The organism is Agromyces sp. S2-1-8, from assembly GCF_021129215.1.
Taxonomy (GTDB): domain Bacteria; phylum Actinomycetota; class Actinomycetes; order Actinomycetales; family Microbacteriaceae; genus Agromyces; species Agromyces chromiiresistens.
The window spans coordinates 909,177-931,489 of record NZ_JAJOLP010000001.1 but is presented as its reverse complement, the minus strand read 5'-3'; the positions used below and the strand labels follow the sequence as shown (position 1 = coordinate 931,489).

Below are 22,313 nucleotides of genomic sequence, written 5' to 3'. Positions count from 1 at the left end.
TCCACGAAGTGTTCGACGACGCTCCCGGAATACCTCGGCGGTTCCATGCGTTCGAATCGATCGGGACGACGGCGACCCGCACCACCGCTCAACGCAACGAACCAGGAAGCAGCACCATGACGCTCGTCACCGATCTCACGTCCCGCAGGGCCGACACGGCCGCACCCCTCATCGACCCGCTCGTCGAGCGCTGGAGCCCCCGCGCCTTCGACCCCGAGGCCGTCGTCGAGACCGAGACCCTGCGGACCATCCTCGAGGCCGCCCGCTGGGCGCCGTCGGCGAACAACTCGCAGCCGTGGCGTTTCATCGTCGCCCGGCGCGGCACCGCCGCCTTCACGACCCTGCACGACCGGATGGCGGGCTTCAACCAGGAGTGGGCCGACTCGGCCGCCGTGCTCATCGTGAACATCGCCGAGACCGTCGACGCCGAGGGCCGCCAGCGCCCGTGGGCGCGTTACGACCTCGGCCAGGCCGTCGCCCACCTCACCGTGCAGGCTCAGCACGAGGGCCTGCACACCCACCAGATGGGCGGCTTCGACGCGGCCGCGATCCACGAGGCCTTCGGCCTGCCCGAGAACCAGGAGGTCGTCTCGATCACCACGATCGGCGCCCTCGGCGACGTCGACCAGCTGGGCGAGGTGCTCCGGGAGCGCGAGGTCGCGCCGCGCCGCCGCATGCAGCTGGCGGAGTTCGTCACGGTCGGCGAGTAACCGCCGCAGCGACACGGATGCCTCGGGGTCGATCGACCCCGAGGCATCCGTCGTCTGCGCCCCTCATGGCGTACGGCCGCACCCCGACGCGTCAGGCCCCGACGAGGTCAACCGGGGTGGTCGGCGACGGGTCGCGCCGTGCCGCGGGCTCGCGCTTGCGGTCGAGCGCCTTCTTGATGCGCCACGCCGCGAACACCGCGACGACGCTCACGACCACGTGCATGCCGAGGAAGACGTCGGTGAGCCCGGCGCCGAGCAGCACGCCCGCGACGAGCGGCCCGGCCGCCGAGAACGCGGTCTGCATCGCGCCGATGGTGCCGAGCGTCTGGCCGACCATGCCCTTGGGCGCGAGCTGCGCCGTCAGCGGGTTGAGCACGGGGCTGTAGATCGTCTCGCCGACGGCGAAGATGCCGTAGGTCATGACGAACAGCGCCGAGGCGATGCCGGGTGCGAACTGCGCCGCAGAGAGGATGAGCCACGACACGACCCAGATCGAGCCCACGGCCATGAGCAGCACCGGCGCGCTGCGCTTCGCCGTGAGCTTCACGACGATCACCTGCAGCGCGACGATGACGAGGCAGTTGACCGCCGCCGCCATGCCGATCGCGGCGGGGTCGACGTCGAGCACGGTGATGCCGTAGGCGGGCAGCCCCGACTCGAACTGGGCGTAGAAGCCGAGTGCGAGGGCGACCGTGACGACGGCCGTCCAACGCATGGCGGGCTCGGCGAAGATCCTGCGCAGCGCCCCGCGGGAGCGCGCCGCGCCGTCGGGGTGCCCGTCGCCGTCGAGGTCGACCGCGGCGATCGCCCCGGTCGCCGCGTCGAGCGCCGAGAACGCGCCCGTGTGCGCGGCCACGCGACCGGTCGCGGTGCCGACGCCGGCACCGACGAGCCCCGCCTGCCGCACCCGCCCGGCGAGCGCGATGATCGCCGACGACAGCACGAACCCGCCGGCCGCCATGGCGAAGCCGACGTCGAGCCCGTCGGCCCGGTCGAGGTCGACGACGAGCCCCGCGAGGAATGCGCCTGCGGCCATGCCGAGCGATTCGCCGGTGAACTTGTAGGCGAACACCTTGCGCCGGTCGTCGCCCGAGGACCACTGCAGGGCGAGCACCTGCTTGGCGGGCACGGCGGCCGAGAGTCCGAGGCCGAACACGAGCATGCCGGCGAGGAAGAGCGCGGGCACGTCGACCCAGATGAGCGAGGCGACGCCCGCGGCGCCGATCAGCTGCGCGATGACGGCGACCTTCACGGGGTCGAAGCGGTCGGCGAGCCGCCCGGCGAGCGGGGCCGCCACGAGCGCGCCGATCGAGAACAGCGACGAGGCGCCGGCGGCGACGAGGGCACCCCAGCCGCGGGTGTCGGCCGCATAGGCGTACTGGTAGGGCAGCACCGCTCCCCAACCGAGCGATCCGATGGCGCTGGCCAGAATGAGCAGTCGCGCGCGCATGGTGGTGTCCTCCTCCCGAGGTCTCGACGAGCAGAGGGATGCCTCGCGCCGACGCCGGCGGCGAAGCATCCCTCACCCTTCGAATGCGAAGTATTCGATATCGAAATATTAGCAACCGAAATATGCGTGAGAGAATTCCCGTATGCCCCGACGAACCCCGAGCGCCCCCGAACTGCACCGTCGCGCGGTCGCGACGTACGTCGCCGCGGGCGGAGAGGAGTCGGTGCAGCGCGTCATCACCGCCGTGCAGAGCCTCACCAAGAAGCTCGACCAGTGGTACGTGCGCCAGCTCGCCGACCTCGACATCGCCGCCGGCGAGTGGGCGGTCGTCACCTCGCTCGCGAAGGCCGGCGAGGCGCTCACGCCGAGCCAGCTCGCCGACCTCACGAACGTCGCGCCCTCGTCGATGACGCACCGGCTCGACAAGCTCGCCGAGCGCGGACTCGTCGAGCGCACGCCCGACCCCGAGAACCGCACCCGCACCTACATCAGCCTCACCGACGAGGGGTGGGAGCTGTTCAGCCTCGCGATCCGCGGCTCGTCGGTCGTCGAGACCGACGTGCTGCAAGACCTGAGCGACGACGAGCGCATCGAGCTCGCCCGCCTGCTCGAGGTCGTGATCGCCCGCCTCGACGACGTCGAGGCGTAGCCCGACCGGCGGTCGGGCGGCGAGCCGTCCCGAGACCCGCTACCAGGAGCGCACGCGCTCGACCGTCACCCGCACGGGCACCGAGTACTCGGCGATGTAGCGCTCGGGCGTGTACTCGATCCGCTCGATCGCCTCGGCGTACTTCTCGGCGTACCGCGGCCACTCGGGCCGATCGCCGATCTCGCCGATCTCGGCCGACCCCGTGAACACCGCGACGTCGTCGCCGACCTCATCGGTGTTGAAGTGCAGGGCGGTGCGCGGGTTGCGGGCGAGGTTCGCGAGCTTGGGCGTGTCGGGCTTCGAGAGCAGCATCAGCTCACCCTCGTTCCACACGAACCACACGGGCGTCGGCACGGGGGTTCCATGCTGGTTCACGGTCGTGAGCCAGATGGTCTCCTCCGTCTCGAGGCGCTCGATGACGCGGTCGCTCAGCTTCAGTTCATTCGACATGGATGCCTCTCCTCGGGCTCGTTCGCGGCCGGTCTCGATCTGCTCGCCGCGCCCTACGGGCGCAGCAGCACCTTGATCGCGCGCCGCTCGTCCATCGCGGCGTACGCCTCTGCGGCCGCGGCGAGGGGGAGCTCGACGTCGAACACGAGGCCCGGCTCGATGGCGCCCGACAGGACGTCGGGCAGCAGCTCCTCGATGTAGCCGCGCACGGGTGCGACGCCGCCGTTCACGCCGACGTTCGTGTTGAAGAGCTGGCGCACCGGCAGCTCGGGGCCTCCGTTCGGCACCCCGACGTAGCCGACCATGCCGCCGGGCCGGGCCGAGCGGAGCGCCTGGTCCATCGACTCCTCGGTGCCCACGCACTCGAGCACGCGGTCGGCGCCGATGCCGCCCGTGAGCTCGCGCACCGCGGCGATGCCCTCGGCGCCGCGCTCGGCGACGATGTGGGTCGCGCCGAACCGGCGGGCGAGCGCCTGCCGCTCGGGGTGGCGGCTCATGGCGATGATCGTGCCGGCACCGAGCCGCTTCGCTGCGATGATCGCGCAGAGGCCCACCGCCCCGTCGCCGACGACGGCGACCGAGTCGCCCGGCCCGACGCCCGCCGAGACGGCCGCGTGGTGTCCGGTGCCCATGACGTCCGAGAGGGTGAGGAGGCCGGGCACCTGCTCGTCGCGCACCGGCCCCGGCACGACGACGAGGGTGCCGTCGGCGAGCGGCACGCGCACGCGCTCGCCCTGGCCGGCGTCGGCGAAGGCGCCCTTGCGGTCGTCGCCGCCCCACCAGCCGCCGCCCAGGCACGAGGTCGACACCCCGTTGCGGCAGTTCACGCAGGTGTTGTCGCACACGTAGAACGGCGCGATCACGAAGTCGCCGACCTGCACGCCCACGACGTCGTCGCCGACGGCCTCGACGACGCCGATGAACTCGTGGCCGATGCGGCGCGGCTCCTTCGTCGGCGTGATGCCGCGGTACGGCCAGAGGTCCGAGCCGCAGACGCACGCGGCGACGACCTTCACGATCGCGTCGTCGCCGGTCGTGATGACGGGGTCGGGCACGGTCTCGACGCGGATGTCCCGGGGAGCGTGGATGACGGTGGCGAGCATGCCCTCGAGCCTATTCCCGGTTCGAGCCCGGGCACCCCTGGCCGGCCGCCCCGTCGGCACGAAGCGCCGCCCGGCGATCCGCCGGGGGGCGCCCGACCGAGACAGCGGCACGTCTTGACGCCCCGCCGACCCCGGGCTACTCTGAGCGAACCCACTCTGACAGCGTTGTCATATCGAGATCTCTCACGATGCGACTCCTGTCGAATCCGCATGTGGCACCCCGAAGGCCCGCTGAATCCAGGAGACACCCATGGCCCCCTCCGGCCCCGCACCCGCTCTTCGCGCGAAGACGCTCCGATGGCGCCGCACCGTCGCCCTCGCCGTCGCGGCGACCCTCGCCGCACCGCTCGCCGCCCTCGCGCCCGCCGCCCTCGCGCCCGCAGCCCGGGCATCCGCCGCCCCCGTCGCGAACGCCGCCGCCTTCGGCGCCCCCGATGAGATCGCGGCCGACTACTACGCCGCACTGCTGCGCCACACGCGCTGGGTGAACTCGGTGTGGGATCCGGCGATCAACGCGTACCAGTCCAAGGACTTCAACTTCGCGGTCGTGCTCGGCAACGCCGTGATCGTCACGCACGGAGACTACGACGCCGAGATCGCCGGCATCTCGAAGGACCAGCTCACCCAGCGCACGATCGACACGATCCGCTACTACGCCGCCAAGAACCGCTTCGTCGACCCGAACGGCACCTGGGGCAAGCGGATGTTCTGGGACTCCACGTTCCAGTCGTACTTCCTCGACGCGGGCCGCGTGCTGTGGGATCGGCTCGACGCCACGACGCAGAAGAACCTCGAGACGATCGCCGTCGGGCAGTCGGCCTACACCGCCGACCTCGACTACGGCGACGACCCGCTGTCGGGCTCGTGGACGGCCGACTGGCCCACCGGCAAGCACGCGGGCGACACCGCGCAGGAGGAGGCGGGCGTGTACACCCAGGCGCTCGCGCCGGGTCTCGCCTGGGCACCCGACCATGCGGACGCCTCGCGCTGGAACGAGCAGCTCGGCGACTGGGCGCGCAACGCCGCCGGCCAGCCCACCGCCGACCTCAACAACCCGGCCGTCGTCGCCGGGAAGCCGGTGTCGACGAACACGATGCAGACGATCTACGACACGTACCTCGTCGAGAACCACGGGTCGTTCGGCCCGCACTACCAGTCCGACATCTGGCGCTCGGGCGGGCGCAACGCGATCCAGTTCATCCTGAACGACCAGCCCATCCCCGAGTACCTGAAGCACCAGCCGAACTCGGCCGAGCTCTGGCGGTCGATCAAGATGGTGATGTCGAATCAGGGTGAGCCGTTCATGCCGATGGTCAACGACCGCGAGTACCTCTACGGCCGCGACGTGATCCCGATGGCGTTCCTCGGTCAGGTGCTGCGCGACCCCGACGCCGTGCGCGCCGAGGCGAACATGGCCGCGTCGCTCGAGGCCTACCAGGCGTACCCGCCGGTCGACCGGCTGGCCAAGTTCTCGGGAGAGCCCAAGTACGAACCCGAGGCGCGCGCCGAGATCGCGATCTCGTACCTGCTGCACGTCGAGGCCGCCGAATCGGCGGAGGGCGTCGTCCAGCCCGCGCCGCAGGACGAGTTCTTCGCCCGACTCGCCGGGGTGCGCGACTTCGGCGCCGGCCCCGGTCTCTCGGTGCAGCAGTCCGCGAACGCGTGGGCGGCGGCATCCAGCAAGAAGGGCTTCCTCAAGTTCCCCTGGGTTCCGGGCCACGACTCGTGGCTGTTCGCGCTGTCGGGCTCGACGCCGTACCTGTACCCGAACTCGGCGGCGACCGTCGACGAGCGGCGGACGAGCACCTACACCGCGCCGCGCGACGGCTTCGAGGGCACGGCATCCGTCTTCCGGATCGGCGGCGGCTACGCGGGCCAGGTGACGCTGCCGAACGGGGCGGCACTGTACGCCTCGACCGGCGCCGGCTGGCAGGACGGCACCGTCTCGGTGCGCAACCTCGACCTCGGCGGCTACAACGGCCTCGACGGGTCGCGCACCTACTACACCGCCGAGGGGTCGGCCACCGACACCCTGCCCGTCGTGACGCCGCCGAACCCGGCCGACGCGAACGCCGCCCGGATCGACGACCTGTCGTTCGATCCCGTGTCGGCGCGTTTCGTGCGCATCCAGGGCCAGCAGGGCAACGCCCGTTACGGCTACTCGCTGTACTCGCTGCACGCCTACGGGACGGGCGCGGAGGCCGCGACCGACCTGGCCGCCGGACGCCCCGCGACCGCCTCGAGCGAGGACCCCGCCCGTCGGGCCTCGACGGTCACCGATGCCGACCCCGCCACCCGCTGGGCCGTCGCCGTCGCCGAGCGCACGCGTGCGGACTCCTGGATCCAGGTCGACCTGGGTGCGGAGAAGAGCGTCGGTTCGGTGCGACTGGCCTGGGAGATGAGCGCCGGTGAGCGCTATCTCGTGCAGACCTCGTCGGACGGCCGGACCTGGACCACGCAGACCGCCTACACCGGCAGTGCCGACGCCAACGTCGCACGCCTCGACACCGTCGACCTGACGCCGGCGGGCGCGACCGCCCCGGCTCCGGTCGAGGCGAGGTTCGTGCGCATGCAGGGGGTGCAGGGCGACCCCGCCTACGGCTACTCCCTCTTCACGATGCGCGCACTGACGGCGACCGGCGTCGACGCGGCGGCGGGCAAGCCGGCGACGGCATCGAGCTCGGACACGGGTCGTGCCCCGTCGAGCGTGACCGACAGCGACCCGGCCTCGCGCTGGGCCGTGTCGCGTGCCGACCGCACCCGGGCCGACTCGTGGATCCAGGTCGATCTCGGCGCTCCCACCGCGATCGCGCAGGTGCAGCTGGGCTGGGAGGCATCGGCCGGTCGCGAGTACCGCATCCAGGTGTCGGCGGACGGCGAGACGTGGCAGGATGCCGCGAGCTTCCGCTACACGGGCGACCAGGTCGCCACGACCGAGGGGTCGTGGATCAACGTCGAAGGCGCGGCCGGCTACGTCGTGCGCGGCGGGCAGGCGCCGATCACCGTGTCGAGCGAGAAGGAGGGGATCAACACCCTTCGGCTCGGCGGCGGCGACCGTCCGATGCTCGTCGAGATGGTGCCGGGCGACGCCGCCGCGACGGCCGCGCAGGATGCCGCGCCGCAGCCGAGCGCCGACGGACTGCTCGTGAGCTCGCTCGGCGGCTACCTCACCGCCTTCAACCTCACCGGGGCCGACGTCACGACCGACGTCGCGGTCCCCTACGTCGGCGACACCGTGGCGCTGTTCGCCGGCGACCAGGTGCTCGGGCCGGATGCCTCGACCCTCACCGTCACGGTGCCCGCGGGCGACGCGGTCGTGCTCGCTCCGCGAGCCGCGGTGAAGACCGCGGCCGCGGTCCGGGCGGCCGGTGTCGCGGTGTCGGTGCTCGACGGCCGCACGGTGCGCGTCGCGCGGCCCGACGGCGGAGATGCCGGAGCGGGAGCCGTGAAGACGATCGACGTCACGAACGTCGAGACCGGCGAGACGCGGACGCTGCCGATCGGCAAGCCGAAGGTCGCGGCGCCGGCGTCGTTCCCGGGCGCGACCGCGTTCCCGGTGCCCGACCTGGCGCTCGCGGCGCTCACGTTCCCGGCGTCCGTGCTGCCCGAGGGCATGACCTCGCCGCAGGGCGCGGTCGACGGCGACGCCGGCACCGCGTGGACCCCGGGGGCGGACGGCCGCATGGTCGCCGACCTCGGCTCGGCGCACCAGATCGGCACCGTCACCACGCTGTGGGACGGCGACGGGGCCCCGGCGGCGATCGTCTCGGTGAGCGACGACGGCATCACGTTCCGCGAGGTCGGTTCGCTCGAGGCCGGCGCGACGCGCGGGTCGGTGGCGGTCGATGCGACCGCGCGGTACGTCGCGCTGACCACCGAATGGGCCGAGGGCGACCCCGGTCTGATCGCACTGCGCGCACTCGTTCCGGGGGCGGTCGACCACCCTCGGGGCGTGCAGCTGAGTCGGTGACCGTCGGCGGCCCGGGCTGCGTCGACGTGCGCCGCCCGGGCCGTCACCGCTCGCGCGCCTCGCCGAGCATCGCGCGGAGCTGCGCGACGACGAGCTCGTGGTCGTCGAGCTGCGGCAGCCCCGAGACGCCGACGGCGCCGATCACCGCGCCCGAGACGAGCCGCAGCGGCAGCACCCCGCCGTGGGCGGCGAACAGCTGCGGGTCGAGGCGGGCGTGGGTGTCGAAGTCCTCGCCCTTCGCGCGGAACTCCTCGCCGACCAGCAGCGAGGACTTGCCGTAGCGCTCCACGACGCGGTGCTTGCGGTCGAGCCAGCCGTCGTTGTCGGCGCTCGCACCGGGCAGCGCGGCGTGGAAGACGCGCTGCGGCCCGAACCAGATCGCGATCGCGATCGGCAGGCCGCGCTCGGCCGCGATCGTGCGCAGCCGGGAGCCGAGCCGCCAGGCGTCGTCGAGGGTGAACGCGGCGAACCGCAACTCGTCGTGCTCCGCCTCGAGGCGGTCGAGCAGGGCAGTCATGCTCGAAGCGTACCTCCGACCGATCGGTGCCGGAGCCGCACGCGGGACGCGACCATCCGCCCAGCCGCAGTCCGGGTTCGCGGGATGTCGGCGGCATCCGCCAAGATGTCCGAGTGACCGGCATGAGATCGTTCTGGGCCGCCCTGCCGACCGAGGGGCGTTGGCTACTGTCGACCGTCGCCATCCAGACCCTCGGCCGCGGCCTGACGTTGCCGTTCACGATCATCTACCTGCACGAGGTGCGCGGGTTCGACCTCGGCGTCTCGGGCACGCTCATGGGCCTCATCGCCATCACCGGGCTCGTCGTCACGGGGCCCGGCGGCACGCTCATCGACCGGTTCGGCGCCAAGATCGTGCTCATTGTGGGTCTCGTCGCGATGATCGCGGGCTGCACGCTGCTCGCCTTCGCGACGACGCCCGCGGTCGCCGCGGTCGCGCTCGTGCTCATCGGCATCAACTTCGGCGTCTCGTGGCCAGGCTTCAACGCCCTCATCGCGACCGTGGTCGAGGGCGACCTGCGCCAGCAGTACTTCGGCGTCAACTTCGCGCTCGTCAACCTCGGCATCGGCGTGGGCGGCATCATCGGCGGCTTCTTCGTCGACGTCGACAACCCCGACACGTTCACCGCGATCTTCCTCGTCGACGCGGCGACGAGCCTCATCCCCATGGCGCTGCTGCTCGGGCCGCTGCGGCACGTGCGCACGCACGCCGAGCCCGACGAGCACGCGGCTCCGGTCGGCGGCTACCGCGAGATCCTCAAGCGCCCGGCCGTGCTCTGGCTGACGCTCGTCACCTTCATCTCGGTGTTCATCGGCTACGGCCAGATGGAGGCGGGGTTCCCCGCGTACGCGCGCCAGGTCTCCGAGGTGTCGACGCAGGTCGTCGGCTTCTCGTTCGCCGTCAACACCGCCGTCATCGTGCTGCTGCAGTTCACCGTCCTGAAGCTCATCGCGGGCCACCGCCGCACCCGGGTGATGCAGGTGATGGCCGCGGTCTGGGCCCTCTCGTGGCTCGTGCTCGGTGCGACCGGGCTGCTGCCCGACTCGCTCGCCGCCGCGATCGGCGTGCTCGCGTTCATGGGCATCTTCGCCTTCGGCGAGACGATGCTGCAGCCGACCGTGCCGGCGATCTACAACGACCTCGCCGACGACCGAAACCGCGGCCGCTACAACGCGATCAACGCCGCGGCGTTCCAGGGCGGCGCGATCACGGGGCCGGTCGTCGCCGGCGTGCTGCTCGGCGTCGGGCAGGGCGCGTGGTTCATCGCCGCCATGGTCGCCGGCTGCGTGCTGATCATGGTGCTCGCGCTCGCGCTCGAGCGCCGGGTACCCGCGTCGGCGAACGGCGTCGCCGAGCCGTCGCCAGAGCCGGCGACCGACCCGAGCGCGTCGCCGGCCGGCCCGGCGGCGGGCTGAACCCGGCGGGGTCCGCGAACCCGCGCACGCGGCCCGTCATCGCGCGGTCCGCCGAACCCGCTACCGCTTCGGCAGCGGTCCGCCGAACCCGCTACCGCTTCGGCAGGGGCGGCACGAGCACCCGCAGCGACCAGCCGAACAGCAGGAACAGCACGCCTACGCCGCCCGCGAACAGCGCGATGCCGAAGGCGATGACCGAGGTGAACAGCGACGCGCGCAGGAACGAGGCGTTCATCACGGTGGTGCGCAGCGGGTCGTCCTGATCGAGCTCCGAGTAGGTCTTGCCGTCGGCCATGTCGCGGGCGTGCATGTCGATGACCCCCGCCTGCACGTACGCGTCGATCGGTCCGTCGACCACCTTGCCAGCGAAGATCGGCGCGTCATCGGGGATGACGATGTTCTCGGCGCGCAACTGCGACGAGACACCCACCCACGCGACGACGGCCACGACGATCAGCAGGATCCCCCCGATGATCCCCGCGAGGCCGGTCAGTCGCACCACGTTCACCTGCGTACGGCTGAGCACCGCTCCGCCCGTCTCGAACTCCTCGGTCACGTCGCCCCCTTCGAACCGCGTTCGGTGCCAAGGCTAGCGACTCCCCGGCCGCGTGGACAGAGGCGGCGAGGCATCCGCTCCGCTGTGCGGATGCCTCGCAGCCGACGATCCGACGAGTCAGCCGCTCGTCGTCGCGAGCGATGCGAGCACGCCCTTCGCCTGCCGGATCTCCTGCGGCGTCGACGAGACGCTCGTGCGGATCGTCTCGACCTCGAGCATCGCCTCACCCCACGTCGTCGCCACGCCGTGCACCGTGACCGGTGTGGCGAGGTCGACCGACCCGTTCGCGAAGTTGAGCCACGCCGCGAGCAGGAACTGATCGAACTGGCCGGCCGCGTCGTTCTTCGGCGGCGAGTGGAAGATCGCCACGGCGTCGTCGCGGTCGAGCGGGGTGTCGAGCACGGTGCTGAAGAACACGGCGATGTCGAGGTAGCACTCGAGCTCGGCGGTCGTGAAGTCGTTGCCGTTCTTCACGCGCACCTGGCCCAGCCACCACCCGTGCTGCTTGGACTTCTCGCCGTCGCCGACCACGACGATCGCGGCGTCGTCGGCGTCCGAGCCGCCGTCGTCGTCGGTCACCTCGGTGACGAGGTCGTAGAGGCAGGCCTCGGCGTAGACGTGATCGGCCGACAGGTCGACATCGCGCGGCTGCACGGTGGGCGACTTCGGCGGATCGAGCACCGGCGGGTTCACGAGCGACGTCGCTTCGCTCGTGGTGCCGTCGTCCCAGTCCCACACGACGGTGAGGTCGTCGCTGCCCGGGTCGGTCGTCGTGACGGGTACGGTCGCGCTGCCCCCGGCATCGAGCACGAACGCCTGCACGCCGTCGTAGGTCTGCATGCCCGAGGTGTCGATCACGATCGACGGGTCGACGTTGGCGACCTCCACGACGACCGACCCGCACGTCGTCGTGTCGTCGTCGGAGCCGCAGACCTCCACCTCGAACGACCCGTTGTCGCCGTAGTCGTGGCTCGTCTCGAACGCGAGCGACGCGTCGGGCCGGGCGTGCTCCTCGGCGCCCGTCAGCGGATGCGGGCCGGCGCCGTCGTCGAAGTCGATCGTCGCCGACAGGTCGTCGAGCCATCCCGGGTCGGTGATGACGCCCGTGATGGTCGCGGTGCGCGTCGCCTCGTCGAGCGGCGCGACCGGGTCGATCGACACCGTCGGCGCGACGTTCGCCACCTCGACGTCGGCCGTGTCGGTCGCGGTGTTGCCGTAGAGGTCGGTGACCCGCAGCCCGATGGTGAACGTGCCGTCCTGGCCGACCCGGTCGAACGAGGGGCTGACCCCGAAGGCGTCGTCGTACTGGCCGTCGCCGTCGAAGTCCCACTCCCAGGCCGAGATCGCGCCCGCGCTCGGGTCGCTGCCCGCACTCGAGCCGGCACCCGTCACCGCGACATCCGTGCCCTCGTCGGTCGCATACGGTCCGCCCGCGTCGGCGGTCGGCGCGCACGCGGCGGGCAGGGTCTCGTCGTTCACCTGCGCGGCGTGCCCGTTCGCCCCGGCCGCGACGGCACCCTCGCCGAGCCCGCGCTGCGCGAACGCCGACCAGATGGCGCAGACGTGGTCGCCGCCGTTCGTCGCGATGTCGGCTGCGAGCAGGCCGTTGCGGGCGTCGACGAATGTCGGCTTCGCGCCGCCCGCCGTGTTCTTCATGCCGTCGATCACGAGCTGCTCGGTGACGGGCACGCCGAGCAACGCGCGCACGGCGTACACCATCGTCGCCCAGATCGTGCCGTTGCCGTGCGGCGACGTGTTCGGCCCCGGCACGTACGGGTTGTAGTCCGAGTAGACGAGGGGCGACGTGTCGTAGGCGACGTTGCGCACCCCCGTCGTCGCGTCGCCGGTGACGTACTCGCCGACGACGGCGTCGTTCCACTTCAGGAACGAGATCACGTCGCTCCAGCCCTCGCCGAGGGCGCCCGTCTGGTCGTCGCCGTAGTCGAAGCTGCCGCCGCCGACGAGGCGCGTCGAGACGCCGTGGCCGAACTCGTGGGCGATCACGTCGCCGTCGAGCGAGCCGTCCCGGAACGGCAGCGACCACATGTACATCTGCATGCGCGGGCTCGACCCGTCGCCGGGCGTACCGAAGTTCGCGTTGTTCATGCAGCGGATGTCGTTGGGCGGCATCGCGTTGTCCTGGCAGCCGAAGTCCCAGCCGTCCTGCGCCTCGGCGAGCACGGGGTCGCCGTCGCTGCCCCCGTTGCCGAAGTTGTCGACCTGGAAGTTGCGCCATGCCTCGGTGAACCCGAGCTCGTACGTGTAGTCGTGCATCACGTTCGTGTAGTAGAAGAGCTGCGTGATGATGGCGTCGAGGTCGGCGTCGAGGCTCGCCTGGCTGCCGTCCGAGTTCGTCGCCCACGCGTCGGTGAACGCGGCGTCGAAGACCTGGTAGCCGGGGTCGCCCGATGCGGGCGTGTTCGGCTGGTACTCGTCGTTCGCGTCGTTGTCGTCGAGGTCGCGGTACGCGTCGACGTTGTTGCCGCTCGTCGTGGTGTCGTCGACCCAGGTGCCGTTGATGCCCGAGAACGGGTGCAGCTCGCGCGACGCGCCGGCCGCCTCGGGATGCTCCTCGTCGAAGACGTCGCCCTCCGGTCCGACCTCGGCGTAGCGGCTCGTCTCGGCGAGCACCTCGCCCGTCGCCGCATCGACGACGGACTCGACCCACACTTCGCCCGACACCTCGACGTCGGTGACCCACGCGAGTCGCAGGCTGCGACCCTCGTCGTCCATGAACCAGCGCTGCTCCGCCTTCAGCGGGGTCGGCTCGACGAGCCCGTCGACGGCGATCGAGTTCGGCACCTCCACGACCTCGCGCTCGGTGGTCTGCGCGGCCGCCGGCACGTCGGCGGCGGTGACGTCGGCGCCCGAGGCCACGACCGCCGTCTCGGCGATCGCCTCCGCCGCGGTCACCTCGGGGGCCGCCGGCGTGACGGGCGCGACGTCGGCGGTCGTGCCGCCGACGTGCACGAGCCGCCCGTCGGCGTCGACGCTCGCGGTGACGACGGCGTGGTGCACGGGGATTCCGTCGACGGACTGTCGCAGCTGCACGTAGGCGACCCCGTTCGGGTCGGTGATCACGTCGTCGACGACGAGCGACTCGAGCCCTGCACCGTCGAGCCCGAACGCGTCGCGGTGCTCGGCGAGGTAGCCGAGCACGAGCTCGGCCGGGTCCGCGTCCGACGGCCCGGTGAGCGCGCCGGTCGGGTTGAGCACCGAGCGGACATCGCCCGCGCCGTCGCGCGTGACGAGCGCGGCGCCGAACTCCTCGCCGAGATCGGGCGGCGCCTCTGCGCCGGGTGCCGCGAAGGCGGCGACGGGTTGGCTGATGACGAGCGCGGTCGCGGCGATGACGGCAGCCACGGCGGTCGGACGGTACACGATGACCTCCGGAGGGACGCCCGGGGATCCGCGGAGCGATCCCCCCGGTCGCCCCGCGGCGTGGCCCTCGGTCGAGCCGGCCGTCACGTTACTCGTGGGGGACACGCGCCGCCCGGCAATGGGGGACAGATGGCACGCGACTCCCCCGGACTGGGGGTGGGTTTCGTCGGCCATCGCGCACGGCTCCGCGACCGTGCGAGGAAGGTTCCGCATGGCGTCGGCGTACGGCACGAGGCATCCGCCCGGGTGAACGGATGCCTCGTGGCCGGCGCTAGTCGTCGAGCAGTTCGGCTTCGACGACCTCGTCGTCGGCGTCGCCGGCGACGGGTGCGCTCTCGCCCCTCGTCACCGTGAGCGACTCGCCGTCGCTCGCGAGCGCGACCACGACCGCGTCGCCGTCGCGCACGCTGCCGTCGAGCAGGGCGCGGGCGAGCCGGTCGTCGATCTCGCGCTGCATGAGCCGGCGCAGCGGACGCGCCCCGTAGAGCGGGTCGTAGCCGCGCTCGGCGAGCCAGGCCCTCGCGTCGGGGGTGACCCCGAGCTCGAGCCGGCGCTCGTGCAGGCGGGCGCCGAGCCGGTCGATGTAGAGGTTGACGATCTCTGCGAGGTCCTGCTCGCTGAGCGCCGAGAAGACGACGAGGTCGTCGAGGCGGTTCACGAACTCGGGCTTGAACGCCTGCCGCACCGTCTGCATCACGGCCTGCTCCTTCTCGCTCCAGCTCAGCGCCGGGTCGATGAGGTACTGCGAGCCGAGGTTCGAGGTGAGGATGAGGATCGTGTTGCGGAAGTCGACCGTGCGGCCCTGGCCGTCGGTCAGGCGACCGTCGTCGAGCACCTGCAGCAGCACGTCGAACACCTCGGGGTGCGCCTTCTCGACCTCGTCGAAGAGGATCACCGAGTAGGGACGACGGCGCACGGCCTCGGTGAGCTGCCCGCCTTGGTCGTAGCCGACGTACCCGGGAGGGGCGCCGACGAGGCGCGACACCGAGAACTTCTCGCCGTACTCCGACATGTCGATGCGCACCATGGCGCGCTCGTCGTCGAAGAGGAACTCGGCGAGCGCCTTCGCGAGCTCGGTCTTGCCGACGCCGGTCGGGCCGAGGAACAGGAACGAGCCGGTCGGCCGGTACGGGTCGTTGATGCCGGCGCGCGAGCGGCGCACCGCGTCGGCGACGGCCGCGACGGCACGCTTCTGGCCGATGAGGCGCTTGCCGAGCTCCTGCTCGAGGTGCAGCAGCTTCTCGGTCTCGCCCTGCATGAGCCGGCCGACGGGGATGCCCGTCCACGCCGAGATCACGGCGGCGATGTCCTCGTCGGTGACCTGCTCGTTGACCATGCGCGGTTCGCCGCCGGCGTTGCCGGAAGCATCCGCCTGCTCGGCCGCCTCGAGGTCGCGCTGCAGGTTCTTGATCGTCTCGTACTCGAGCCGCGAGGCCTTCTGGTAGTCGCCGCCGCGCAGTGCGAGGTCGCGCTGGGTGATCGCCTCGTCGAGCTGCTTCTTGAGGTCGCCGACCCGGTTGAGGCCCTGGCGCTCGCGCGCCCACCGTGCCTCGAGCTCGGCGAGCTCGCGCTCGAGCGACACGAGCTGCTCGCGCAGCTTCGCGAGCCGCTCCTTCGAGGCGTCGTCCTTCTCCTTCTTGAGGGCGAGCTCCTCGAGCTTCATGCGATCGACCTGGCGCTTGAGCTGGTCGATCTCGACGGGCGACGAGTCGATCTCCATCTTGAGTCGCGACATGGCCTCGTCGATGAGGTCGATGGCCTTGTCGGGCAGCTGGCGCGCCGTGATGTACCGGTTCGACAGGGATGCCGCGGCGACGAGCGCGGCGTCGGAGATCGTGACCCCGTGGTGGGCCTCGTAGCGGCCCTTGAGCCCGCGCAGGATCGCGATCGTGTCCTCCACGCTCGGCTCGCCGACGTACACCTGCTGGAATCGGCGCTCGAGCGCGGCGTCCTTCTCGATGTACTCGCGGTACTCGTCGAGCGTGGTCGCGCCGATGAGGTGCAGCTCGCCGCGGGCGAGCATGGGCTTCAGCATGTTGGAGGCCGCGACGGACCCCTCGCCGCCGCCCGCGCCCATGAGCAGGTGCAGCTCGTCGACGAAGGTGATGATGCCGCCCTCGGCCTCGTTGATCTCCTTGAGCACGGCCTTCAGCCGCTCCTCGAACTGGCCGCGGTACATCGCGCCCGCGACGAGCGCGGAGATGTCGAGCGAGACGAGCTGCTTGTCCTTCAGCGACTCGGCGACGTCGCCCGCGACGATGCGCTGGGCGAGACCCTCGACGACGGCCGTCTTGCCGACGCCGGGCTCGCCGATGAGCACGGGGTTGTTCTTGGTACGACGGGTCAGCACCTGGCTCACGCGCCGGATCTCGGCGTCACGGCCGATCACCGGGTCGAGCTTGCCGGCCTTCGCGAGGTCGGTGAGGTTGACGCCGAACTGTTCGAGCGCCGACTTCTGCTCCTCCTGCGAGTTCGGCGCGCCCTGCATGTTTGCCACTCGATGGTCCCTTCGTTCAAAACTTGAGTCTACTGAACTCAACTTTGCGAAGGGGGTCGGTATTCCGGAATCGCGCGGAATCTCCCCCGCGCTTCACGCTAGACCGGATGCCTCGGGGTGGCTAGCCCGAGGGGCGGCCGTCGCGCGGCGCACCGCCGTGCGGGCGCTCAGTCGGCGCTCGCCCGCGGCTCCGGCTTGCGGCCGTCGCGATCGGTCCTGAGGTGCGGCAGGTCGGCGGCGCGCATCGGCTTCGACGCCGCGAGCTCCTCGACCCGACGCGAGCGGCGAGCGAGCGGCGACTCCGACGCCGTCTCGAGGATCAACCGCTCGGACGCCCGGTAGATCGAGACCGAGAGCTCTGCGTCGCGGTCGGCGACGGCCTCGAGGGGCACGAGCACCGCGGCCTCCCACGTCTCCTCCTCGACGACGCGGTGCCCGCGGAACGCGTCGTCGGGATCGGTGCGGTCCGGGATCCCGATGCTCAGCCCGGGGTCGACGACGGCCTGCAGGGCGACGACGGCCTTGCCCGCCCTCACCTCGATGAACGCGGTGCCGCGCACCGTGCCCTGCTCGGGCGGCGCGACATCGACGACGGTGCTGTCGAGCACGCGGATCTCGCCCCGCTCCACCTCCAGTCGCAGTCGAACGCTCCTCGCCTCCGGGCTCGGTTCGATTCGCGCTGCCACCTGCGGCCCCCAATCCCTGCGCCGCGTCTTCTCACCGTACAGCGCGAGGGATGCCTCGACGCCGGGCTTCGGGCGTCCGGTCCGCTCCTTGAGGGCGGCCGACAGCAGCCGGCCGTCCTTGAGCCGCCCTCGGCGGGCGGCGTTGCGCCGCGCACCGCCGGGTTCCTCATCGAGCCGCTTGCGCGGTCGCTCGCTGGTCTCGTCCATGAACTCGCCCCTCCTCGTGCCCGGCTCACCAGTTGCGGCCGAAGCGGTAGTCGTGCACCCACCGGTGGTAGATGCAGTCCATGGCCAGCGGCGCCGTGCCGCTGAAGGTCGACGTCCAGTCGGCGTTGTGGGCCAGGATGCGGTCCGGCCCCTTCCTCGTGAACGGTCCGATCACGATCGATTTCGAGAGCGCCGTCGTCACCCGGATCCGGTGGCGCTCGGGTACCCGATCGAACCGGTCGACGGAACCGAGTCGCCACTCGCCGACGCGGTCCTCACGGAAGTCCGCCGACAGGTTCGACCCGCTGGAGATCATGCGGCCCGCGTATTCGTGCGACCAGTCGTCCATGTTCCAGGCGAACAGGTCGACCTTGCCGTCGCCCGTGAGGTCGGCGGGGAGGAAGCGGTCGTGACTGCGCATGCCGCCCCAGCCGGGGACGTCGCCGTCGAACATCCGCACGAACGCGAAGTCGCTGCCCGTCGAACGGAACATGCCGAGGTAGGGGTTCGCCCAGTCCGAGCCGTTGAAGACGTAGAGGTCGTCCTTGCCGTCGCCGTTGAAGTCGCCGACGAAGAACCGGTCGTGCTCGGCGAAACCGCCCCACCCGGGCAGGTCGTCCTCCCACATCCGGATGCACCGGAACAGGCCGCGCTGCATGCGGAACAGGCCGAGGTACTCGCTCGACCAGTCGCGCGAGTTCCAGATCAGCAGGTCGTCCCGGCTCGTGCCGCCGACGTTCGCCACCATGATCTCGTCGTGGTCGGCGAGGCCGCCCCAACCGGGGATGTCCCCGTCGTACCGGTGCGACTGCGAGAACCCCGAGCCCGTCGAGATGAGCGTGGCCACGTACGGCATCGACCAGTCGTCGAAGTTGGAGACGAGCAGGTCATCGCGTCCGTCGCCGTCGAAGTCGCCGACGAGGAACGCGTCATGCCGCGCGAACCCGCCCCACCCGGGGATGTCGCCGTCGTAGCGCGCGAGCACGCGCATGCGCCCGTCGGCGTCGACCTTGATCAGCGCGAGGTAGGGGAACACCCAGTCGGTCGAGTTGTAGACGACGAGCTCGTCCCGCCCGTCGCCGTCGAAGTCGCCGGCCAAGTAGCGGTCGCCCGGCCTGATCTCCCAAGAGCCGGGCACGATCGCGGCGGTCGTGCGCTTGTGCGCCCAGCGGGTGCCGTTGGCGCGGTACACGGTCAGGGCCCGGTCCTCCACGCCGATGAACTCCGAACCGAGGCTCGACGTGAACCGCCCCGGCACCGCTCGCGTGAAGCTGTGCTTCGCCGGGCCGTGGTAGGTGTCCTTCAGCTCGGTGTAGCAGACCGGGCAGAAGTCGGGCGTGTTGCTGTTCATCCGGCAGTCGATCACGGGGCGGAAGATGGCGGTCTCGAACGTCGCGCCGCCCTCGAAGAGCCCGGCGTCCGACGCGTCGTCCCACCCGGCGGGCTTCGTGCCCGCGGTCCAGCCCGCTGCCGCGCCCGTGCCGGTCGGCACCGGCGTCGTGCCCGCCACGAACTGCTTCCACTTCAGGCGGGAGCGCCTCGTCTCGATCGTGACGTTGACTCGAGCGGGCTCGCCCGATCCGTACGCCCCCTTGCCGGTCGCACTGTACTCGTCCTCGAGGTCGCCGAAGCCGTGTCCCATCTCATGCGCGATCGTGTCCCAGCCCTCCTGCGTCGTGACCTTGAGCACTGAGCCGGTGCGCAGGCCGCCCGGCAGCGTCGAGTTGACGATGATGAGGGTGAAGGCGGCGCCAGGAGCCCACTTCGCGACGGCGTCGTCGATGCGCTTCTTCGTGTTCGCGCCGTTCTCGAACCAGTTGTGCCACCACTCGCCGTTCGAGATGATGCCGAGCGCGGTGTCGAAGATGCTCTCGGTGGAGGTGTCGTCGGCCAGGTTCGACGGGGTGCCGTTGAGGTTCCAGGTGCGCGTGCTCGCGCCCGAGTGCACCGATTCGAGGTTGACCCGCCGGATGTTCCAGGCCGCGGCATCCTCGTTGTAGTAGCCGCTGCCGAACACCTGCTTCATCACCACGTCGCGCACGTACGTGTTGTAGACGGTCTGATCGTTGCCCGCGGCGAACCCGTCGCCGAGGATCGCGAGCGTCTTCCCACCCGATCCGACGTCCTGCAGGACCGTGACGCTGTCGGCCATGATCATCCGCCCTTCGCGTTGAGCCGCGGACTCCGCCGCCGTGCTCCCTGAGTTGACGAGATGATCATGAGGGATATTCAGGACCGCGCCATCGGGGATGGCCCTGAGCCGAGGCATCCATGCATCGGAATGCACCCGCCCCGAACCGCGTTGGCTCTGACATGCGACGCTTCGGAACCCTCTCGTTCGGACACTACGGCCCGCTCGGCGGCGGCCGCGAGCTGTCGGCGGCCGACTCGATGCTGCAGGCCATCGACCTCGCGCAGGGCATGGACGAGCTCGGGGTCGACGGCGCCTACTTCCGCGTGCACCACTTCGCCCGCCAGCAGGCGTCGCCGATGCCGCTGCTCGCGGCCATCGCCGCGCGCACCTCGCGCATCGAGGTCGGCACGGGCGTCATCGACATGCGCTACGAGAACCCGCTGCACCTCGCCGAGGACGCCGCAGCGGTCGACCTCATCTCCGGCGGCCGCCTCGCGCTCGGCGTGAGCCGCGGATCACCCGAGACGGTCGTCCGCGGTTACGAGACGTTCGGGTACACGGGTTCGGAGGACCCGCGCGGCGCGGACATCGCACGCGACCACTTCGCCCGGTTCCTGCAGGCGATCGAGGGCGAGGGGCTCGCGGAGCCCGACCGCTCCTCGCCGTTCGCCGGTCCCGTCACGGGCACCGGCGGCCTGCAGCGGGTCGAGCCGTACTCGCCCGGACTGCGCTCGCGCATCTGGTGGGGCGCCGGCAACCGCGACTCCGCGGAGTGGGCGGGCCGTGTCGGGGTCAACCTCATGTCGTCGACGCTGCTCACCGAAGACCGCGGCATCCCGTTCGACGAGCTGCAGGCGCAGCAGCTCGAGGCGTTCCGCGCCGCCTGGCGCGAAGCGGGCCACCCGGGCGAGCCGCGGACATCGGTGAGCCGTTCGATCTTCCCGATCACGACCGCTGAGGACGAGCTGTACCTCGGCGGCCGCGAGGAAGGCGACGGCGTCGGCTACATCGACGGCCTGCGCTCGACGTTCGGCAAGACGTACGCCGGCACGCCCGACAAGCTCGTCGAGCAGTTGCAGCGCGACGCCGCGATCCAGTCGGCCGACACGCTCATGCTCACGATCCCGAGCCAGCTCGGCGTCGAGTTCAACCTGCGCCTCGTCGCCGCGTTCGCGGAGCACGTTGCCCCGAGCCTCGGCTGGCGGCCCACGACCGACGGCTGAGCTCAGCGCTCGACCTCGACCGACACGACCGTCGTGCGCACGACGCCGGAGGGCGTCGGCACCTCGTAGCGGACGGGCATGCCGGGATAGCCCGGCGCGAACCAGAAGACCGACACCGACGATCCCGCGTCGCCGTGCCGCGTGGCGTAGCGAAGGCACTCGAGCGTGCCGAGCGGGGACTCGATCACCTCGGTCGTGCGCTCGGTGTGGTCGGCCGGGAACGCCGCATGCTCCTGCAGCTCGAGCCACGTCACGCGTTCGTTCGTCACCGCCCCGTCGACGTCGCCTGCGGCGTCGAGGCGCCACTGCTCGAGCGTGGCGCCCTCCGGGTCGCATCCGCTGAACCGGTTGACGCGCTCGAACCGCTCACCGCCGGGAAGCTCGACGAGCAGTCGGATCAGCTTCCCGACACCGCTCGCCGCCCTGATCTCGTCGGCCGTGAACGGCGTCGGCAGGAGGCCCGGCCCGAGCACGTGCGGGTCGGAGGCGGTCGGGTCGTCGCTCGCGAGCCCCGCAACGGCAGCGTCATCGCTCATGGCGCAAGTCTGCGACATCCGCCGTCATCTGGGAACCTTCTCGGACCATTCCATGCGTTCTCATACGTTCATGCGCGAGGCTCGAAGTCCGCACGCACGACATCACGGCAGGAGCCGCATGCAGAAGCGCACGAAGATCATCATCGCCTCGATCGTCGCCGGGGCACTCGCCCTCGGCGCGACCGCCGCGATCGCCGGCCCGATCGTCTACCGCGACCTGATCGTCGGCGAGGCCGACGCAGCACCCAGCGTCACCGCGGCGCCCACCGCTTCGAGCGACGCGGATGCCTCGGCTTCGACGACCGATCTCAGCGGCGAGTGGACCGTGGCCGACGGCTCCTATGCGGGCTATCGCGTCGACGAGGTGCTGAACGGCACCGATGTGACCGTGACCGGCCGCACCGCAGAGGTCGACGGCACGCTCACGGTCGACGGGCTCAGCCTGACCGGGGCCGAGTTCACGGTCGACGTCGCCTCGATCACGACCGACTCGGCCAACCGCGACGACTACTTCCGCTCGACGGCGCTGCGCACCGACGAGTTCCCGACGGCGACCTTCGTGCTCACCGAGCCGATCTCGGTCGCCGAGGCGCCGGCCGTCGGCGAGGTGCAGCAGGTCGCCGCCACGGGTGAACTCACCCTCGCCGGCGAGACGCGGCAGGTGACCGTCGAGCTCGAGGCCGTGCTCGACGGCGCGACCGGGCAGGTCGCCGGCAGCATCCCGATCACCTTCGCCGACTACGGGGTCGAGGCGCCGAACCTCGGATTCGTCTCGGTCGAACCCGACGGCTTCGTCGAGTTCTCGCTCGAGCTCGAGCGCGCCTGAGTC

Annotated in this window: 16 protein-coding genes; 6 read left to right on the top strand and 10 right to left on the bottom strand. The window is 71.3% G+C overall.

All coding sequences use genetic code 11. The features are described from left to right. The first annotated feature begins 116 nt into the window (after positions 1-116). Complete coding sequence (locus LR269_RS04250; RefSeq protein ID WP_231429526.1) at positions 117-710, top strand: nitroreductase family protein; 594 nt, start codon at positions 117-119, stop codon at positions 708-710. Positions 711-801: 91 nt separating this feature from the next. Here the strand turns inward: LR269_RS04250 and LR269_RS04245 are convergent, their stop codons facing one another. Further along, complete coding sequence (locus LR269_RS04245) at positions 802-2,160, bottom strand: MFS transporter (protein WP_231429525.1); 1,359 nt, start codon at positions 2,158-2,160, stop codon at positions 802-804. A 142-nt stretch (positions 2,161-2,302) separates the two neighbouring features. On the opposite strand from LR269_RS04245, the gene LR269_RS04240 reads away from it, so the two are divergent. Further along, a complete protein-coding gene (locus tag LR269_RS04240; RefSeq protein WP_231429524.1) occupies positions 2,303-2,809 on the top strand; it encodes a MarR family winged helix-turn-helix transcriptional regulator in 507 nt (168 codons plus the stop codon). 39 nt (positions 2,810-2,848) lie between these two features. Here LR269_RS04240 and LR269_RS04235 read toward each other — a convergent pair whose 3' ends face one another. Together LR269_RS04235 and LR269_RS04230 are read right to left on the bottom strand one after the other, a co-directional pair. Further along, complete coding sequence (locus tag LR269_RS04235; RefSeq protein WP_231429523.1) at positions 2,849-3,259, bottom strand: TIGR03667 family PPOX class F420-dependent oxidoreductase; 411 nt, start codon at positions 3,257-3,259, stop codon at positions 2,849-2,851. Positions 3,260-3,312: 53 nt separating this feature from the next. Beyond that, entirely contained in the window at positions 3,313-4,362 is a 1,050-nt protein-coding gene (locus tag LR269_RS04230) for a zinc-dependent alcohol dehydrogenase family protein (RefSeq protein WP_231429522.1), read from the bottom strand. Positions 4,363-4,612: 250 nt separating this feature from the next. Between LR269_RS04230 and LR269_RS04225 the strand changes: the two genes are divergently transcribed. Further along, positions 4,613-8,332 carry a discoidin domain-containing protein gene (locus LR269_RS04225; RefSeq protein ID WP_231429521.1) on the top strand — a complete coding sequence of 1,240 codons (3,720 nt, stop codon included), beginning with the start codon at positions 4,613-4,615 and terminating at the stop codon, positions 8,330-8,332. 43 nt (positions 8,333-8,375) lie between these two features. Here LR269_RS04225 and LR269_RS04220 read toward each other — a convergent pair whose 3' ends face one another. Next, positions 8,376-8,849 carry a heme-degrading domain-containing protein gene (locus LR269_RS04220; protein ID WP_231429520.1) on the bottom strand — a complete coding sequence of 158 codons (474 nt, stop codon included), beginning with the start codon at positions 8,847-8,849 and terminating at the stop codon, positions 8,376-8,378. A 122-nt stretch (positions 8,850-8,971) separates the two neighbouring features. On the opposite strand from LR269_RS04220, the gene LR269_RS04215 reads away from it, so the two are divergent. Next, on the top strand, positions 8,972-10,264 hold the full coding sequence (locus tag LR269_RS04215; RefSeq protein WP_231432234.1) for an MFS transporter: 1,293 nt from the start codon (positions 8,972-8,974) through the stop codon (positions 10,262-10,264). 91 nt (positions 10,265-10,355) lie between these two features. Here LR269_RS04215 and LR269_RS04210 read toward each other — a convergent pair whose 3' ends face one another. The 5 genes from LR269_RS04210 to LR269_RS04190 form a co-directional block, all read right to left on the bottom strand. Further along, the gene (locus tag LR269_RS04210; RefSeq protein WP_231429519.1) at positions 10,356-10,820 is read right to left on the bottom strand and encodes an aromatic ring-opening dioxygenase LigA; all 465 of its coding nucleotides are present in this window, start codon (positions 10,818-10,820) and stop codon (positions 10,356-10,358) included. 117 nt (positions 10,821-10,937) lie between these two features. Beyond that, positions 10,938-14,183, bottom strand: coding sequence for a M36 family metallopeptidase (locus tag LR269_RS04205; protein ID WP_231429518.1), 3,246 nt, complete (start codon positions 14,181-14,183; stop codon positions 10,938-10,940). 289 nt (positions 14,184-14,472) lie between these two features. Beyond that, entirely contained in the window at positions 14,473-16,698 is a 2,226-nt protein-coding gene (locus LR269_RS04200; RefSeq protein ID WP_374201076.1) for an ATP-dependent Clp protease ATP-binding subunit, read from the bottom strand. A gap of 167 nt (positions 16,699-16,865) precedes the next feature. After that, a complete protein-coding gene (locus tag LR269_RS04195) occupies positions 16,866-17,591 on the bottom strand; it encodes a hypothetical protein (protein ID WP_231429513.1) in 726 nt (241 codons plus the stop codon). 25 nt (positions 17,592-17,616) lie between these two features. After that, entirely contained in the window at positions 17,617-19,743 is a 2,127-nt protein-coding gene (locus LR269_RS04190; protein WP_231429511.1) for a M64 family metallopeptidase, read from the bottom strand. Positions 19,744-19,904: 161 nt separating this feature from the next. Here LR269_RS04190 and LR269_RS04185 point away from each other — a divergent pair, with 161 nt between their 5' ends. Beyond that, positions 19,905-20,948, top strand: a complete 1,044-nt coding sequence (locus tag LR269_RS04185; protein WP_231429510.1) for an LLM class flavin-dependent oxidoreductase — start codon at positions 19,905-19,907, stop codon at positions 20,946-20,948. Between the two features lie 2 nt (positions 20,949-20,950). On the opposite strand, the gene LR269_RS04180 is transcribed toward LR269_RS04185, so the two are convergent. Further along, positions 20,951-21,484: a hypothetical protein gene (locus LR269_RS04180; protein ID WP_231429509.1), complete on the bottom strand. Its 534-nt coding sequence runs from the start codon at positions 21,482-21,484 to the stop codon at positions 20,951-20,953. 118 nt (positions 21,485-21,602) lie between these two features. On the opposite strand from LR269_RS04180, the gene LR269_RS04175 reads away from it, so the two are divergent. Beyond that, positions 21,603-22,310: a YceI family protein gene (locus LR269_RS04175; protein WP_231429508.1), complete on the top strand. Its 708-nt coding sequence runs from the start codon at positions 21,603-21,605 to the stop codon at positions 22,308-22,310. Positions 22,311-22,313 lie beyond the last annotated feature (3 nt).

What these genes read in the sequence shown, in the direction of transcription:
- LR269_RS04250 (WP_231429526.1), top strand. Translation starts at nt 117, where the DNA reads ATGACGCTCGTCACCGATCTCACGTCCCGCAGGGCCGACACGGCCGCA.
- LR269_RS04245 (WP_231429525.1), bottom strand. Translation starts at nt 2,160, where the DNA reads ATGCGCGCGCGACTGCTCATTCTGGCCAGCGCCATCGGATCGCTCGGT.
- LR269_RS04240 (WP_231429524.1), top strand. Translation starts at nt 2,303, where the DNA reads ATGCCCCGACGAACCCCGAGCGCCCCCGAACTGCACCGTCGCGCGGTC.
- LR269_RS04235 (WP_231429523.1), bottom strand. Translation starts at nt 3,259, where the DNA reads ATGTCGAATGAACTGAAGCTGAGCGACCGCGTCATCGAGCGCCTCGAG.
- LR269_RS04230 (WP_231429522.1), bottom strand. Translation starts at nt 4,362, where the DNA reads ATGCTCGCCACCGTCATCCACGCTCCCCGGGACATCCGCGTCGAGACC.
- LR269_RS04225 (WP_231429521.1), top strand. Translation starts at nt 4,613, where the DNA reads ATGGCCCCCTCCGGCCCCGCACCCGCTCTTCGCGCGAAGACGCTCCGA.
- LR269_RS04220 (WP_231429520.1), bottom strand. Translation starts at nt 8,849, where the DNA reads ATGACTGCCCTGCTCGACCGCCTCGAGGCGGAGCACGACGAGTTGCGG.
- LR269_RS04215 (WP_231432234.1), top strand. Translation starts at nt 8,972, where the DNA reads ATGAGATCGTTCTGGGCCGCCCTGCCGACCGAGGGGCGTTGGCTACTG.
- LR269_RS04195 (WP_231429513.1), bottom strand. Translation starts at nt 17,591, where the DNA reads ATGGACGAGACCAGCGAGCGACCGCGCAAGCGGCTCGATGAGGAACCC.
- LR269_RS04190 (WP_231429511.1), bottom strand. Translation starts at nt 19,743, where the DNA reads ATGGCCGACAGCGTCACGGTCCTGCAGGACGTCGGATCGGGTGGGAAG.
- LR269_RS04185 (WP_231429510.1), top strand. Translation starts at nt 19,905, where the DNA reads ATGCGACGCTTCGGAACCCTCTCGTTCGGACACTACGGCCCGCTCGGC.
- LR269_RS04180 (WP_231429509.1), bottom strand. Translation starts at nt 21,484, where the DNA reads ATGAGCGATGACGCTGCCGTTGCGGGGCTCGCGAGCGACGACCCGACC.
- LR269_RS04175 (WP_231429508.1), top strand. Translation starts at nt 21,603, where the DNA reads ATGCAGAAGCGCACGAAGATCATCATCGCCTCGATCGTCGCCGGGGCA.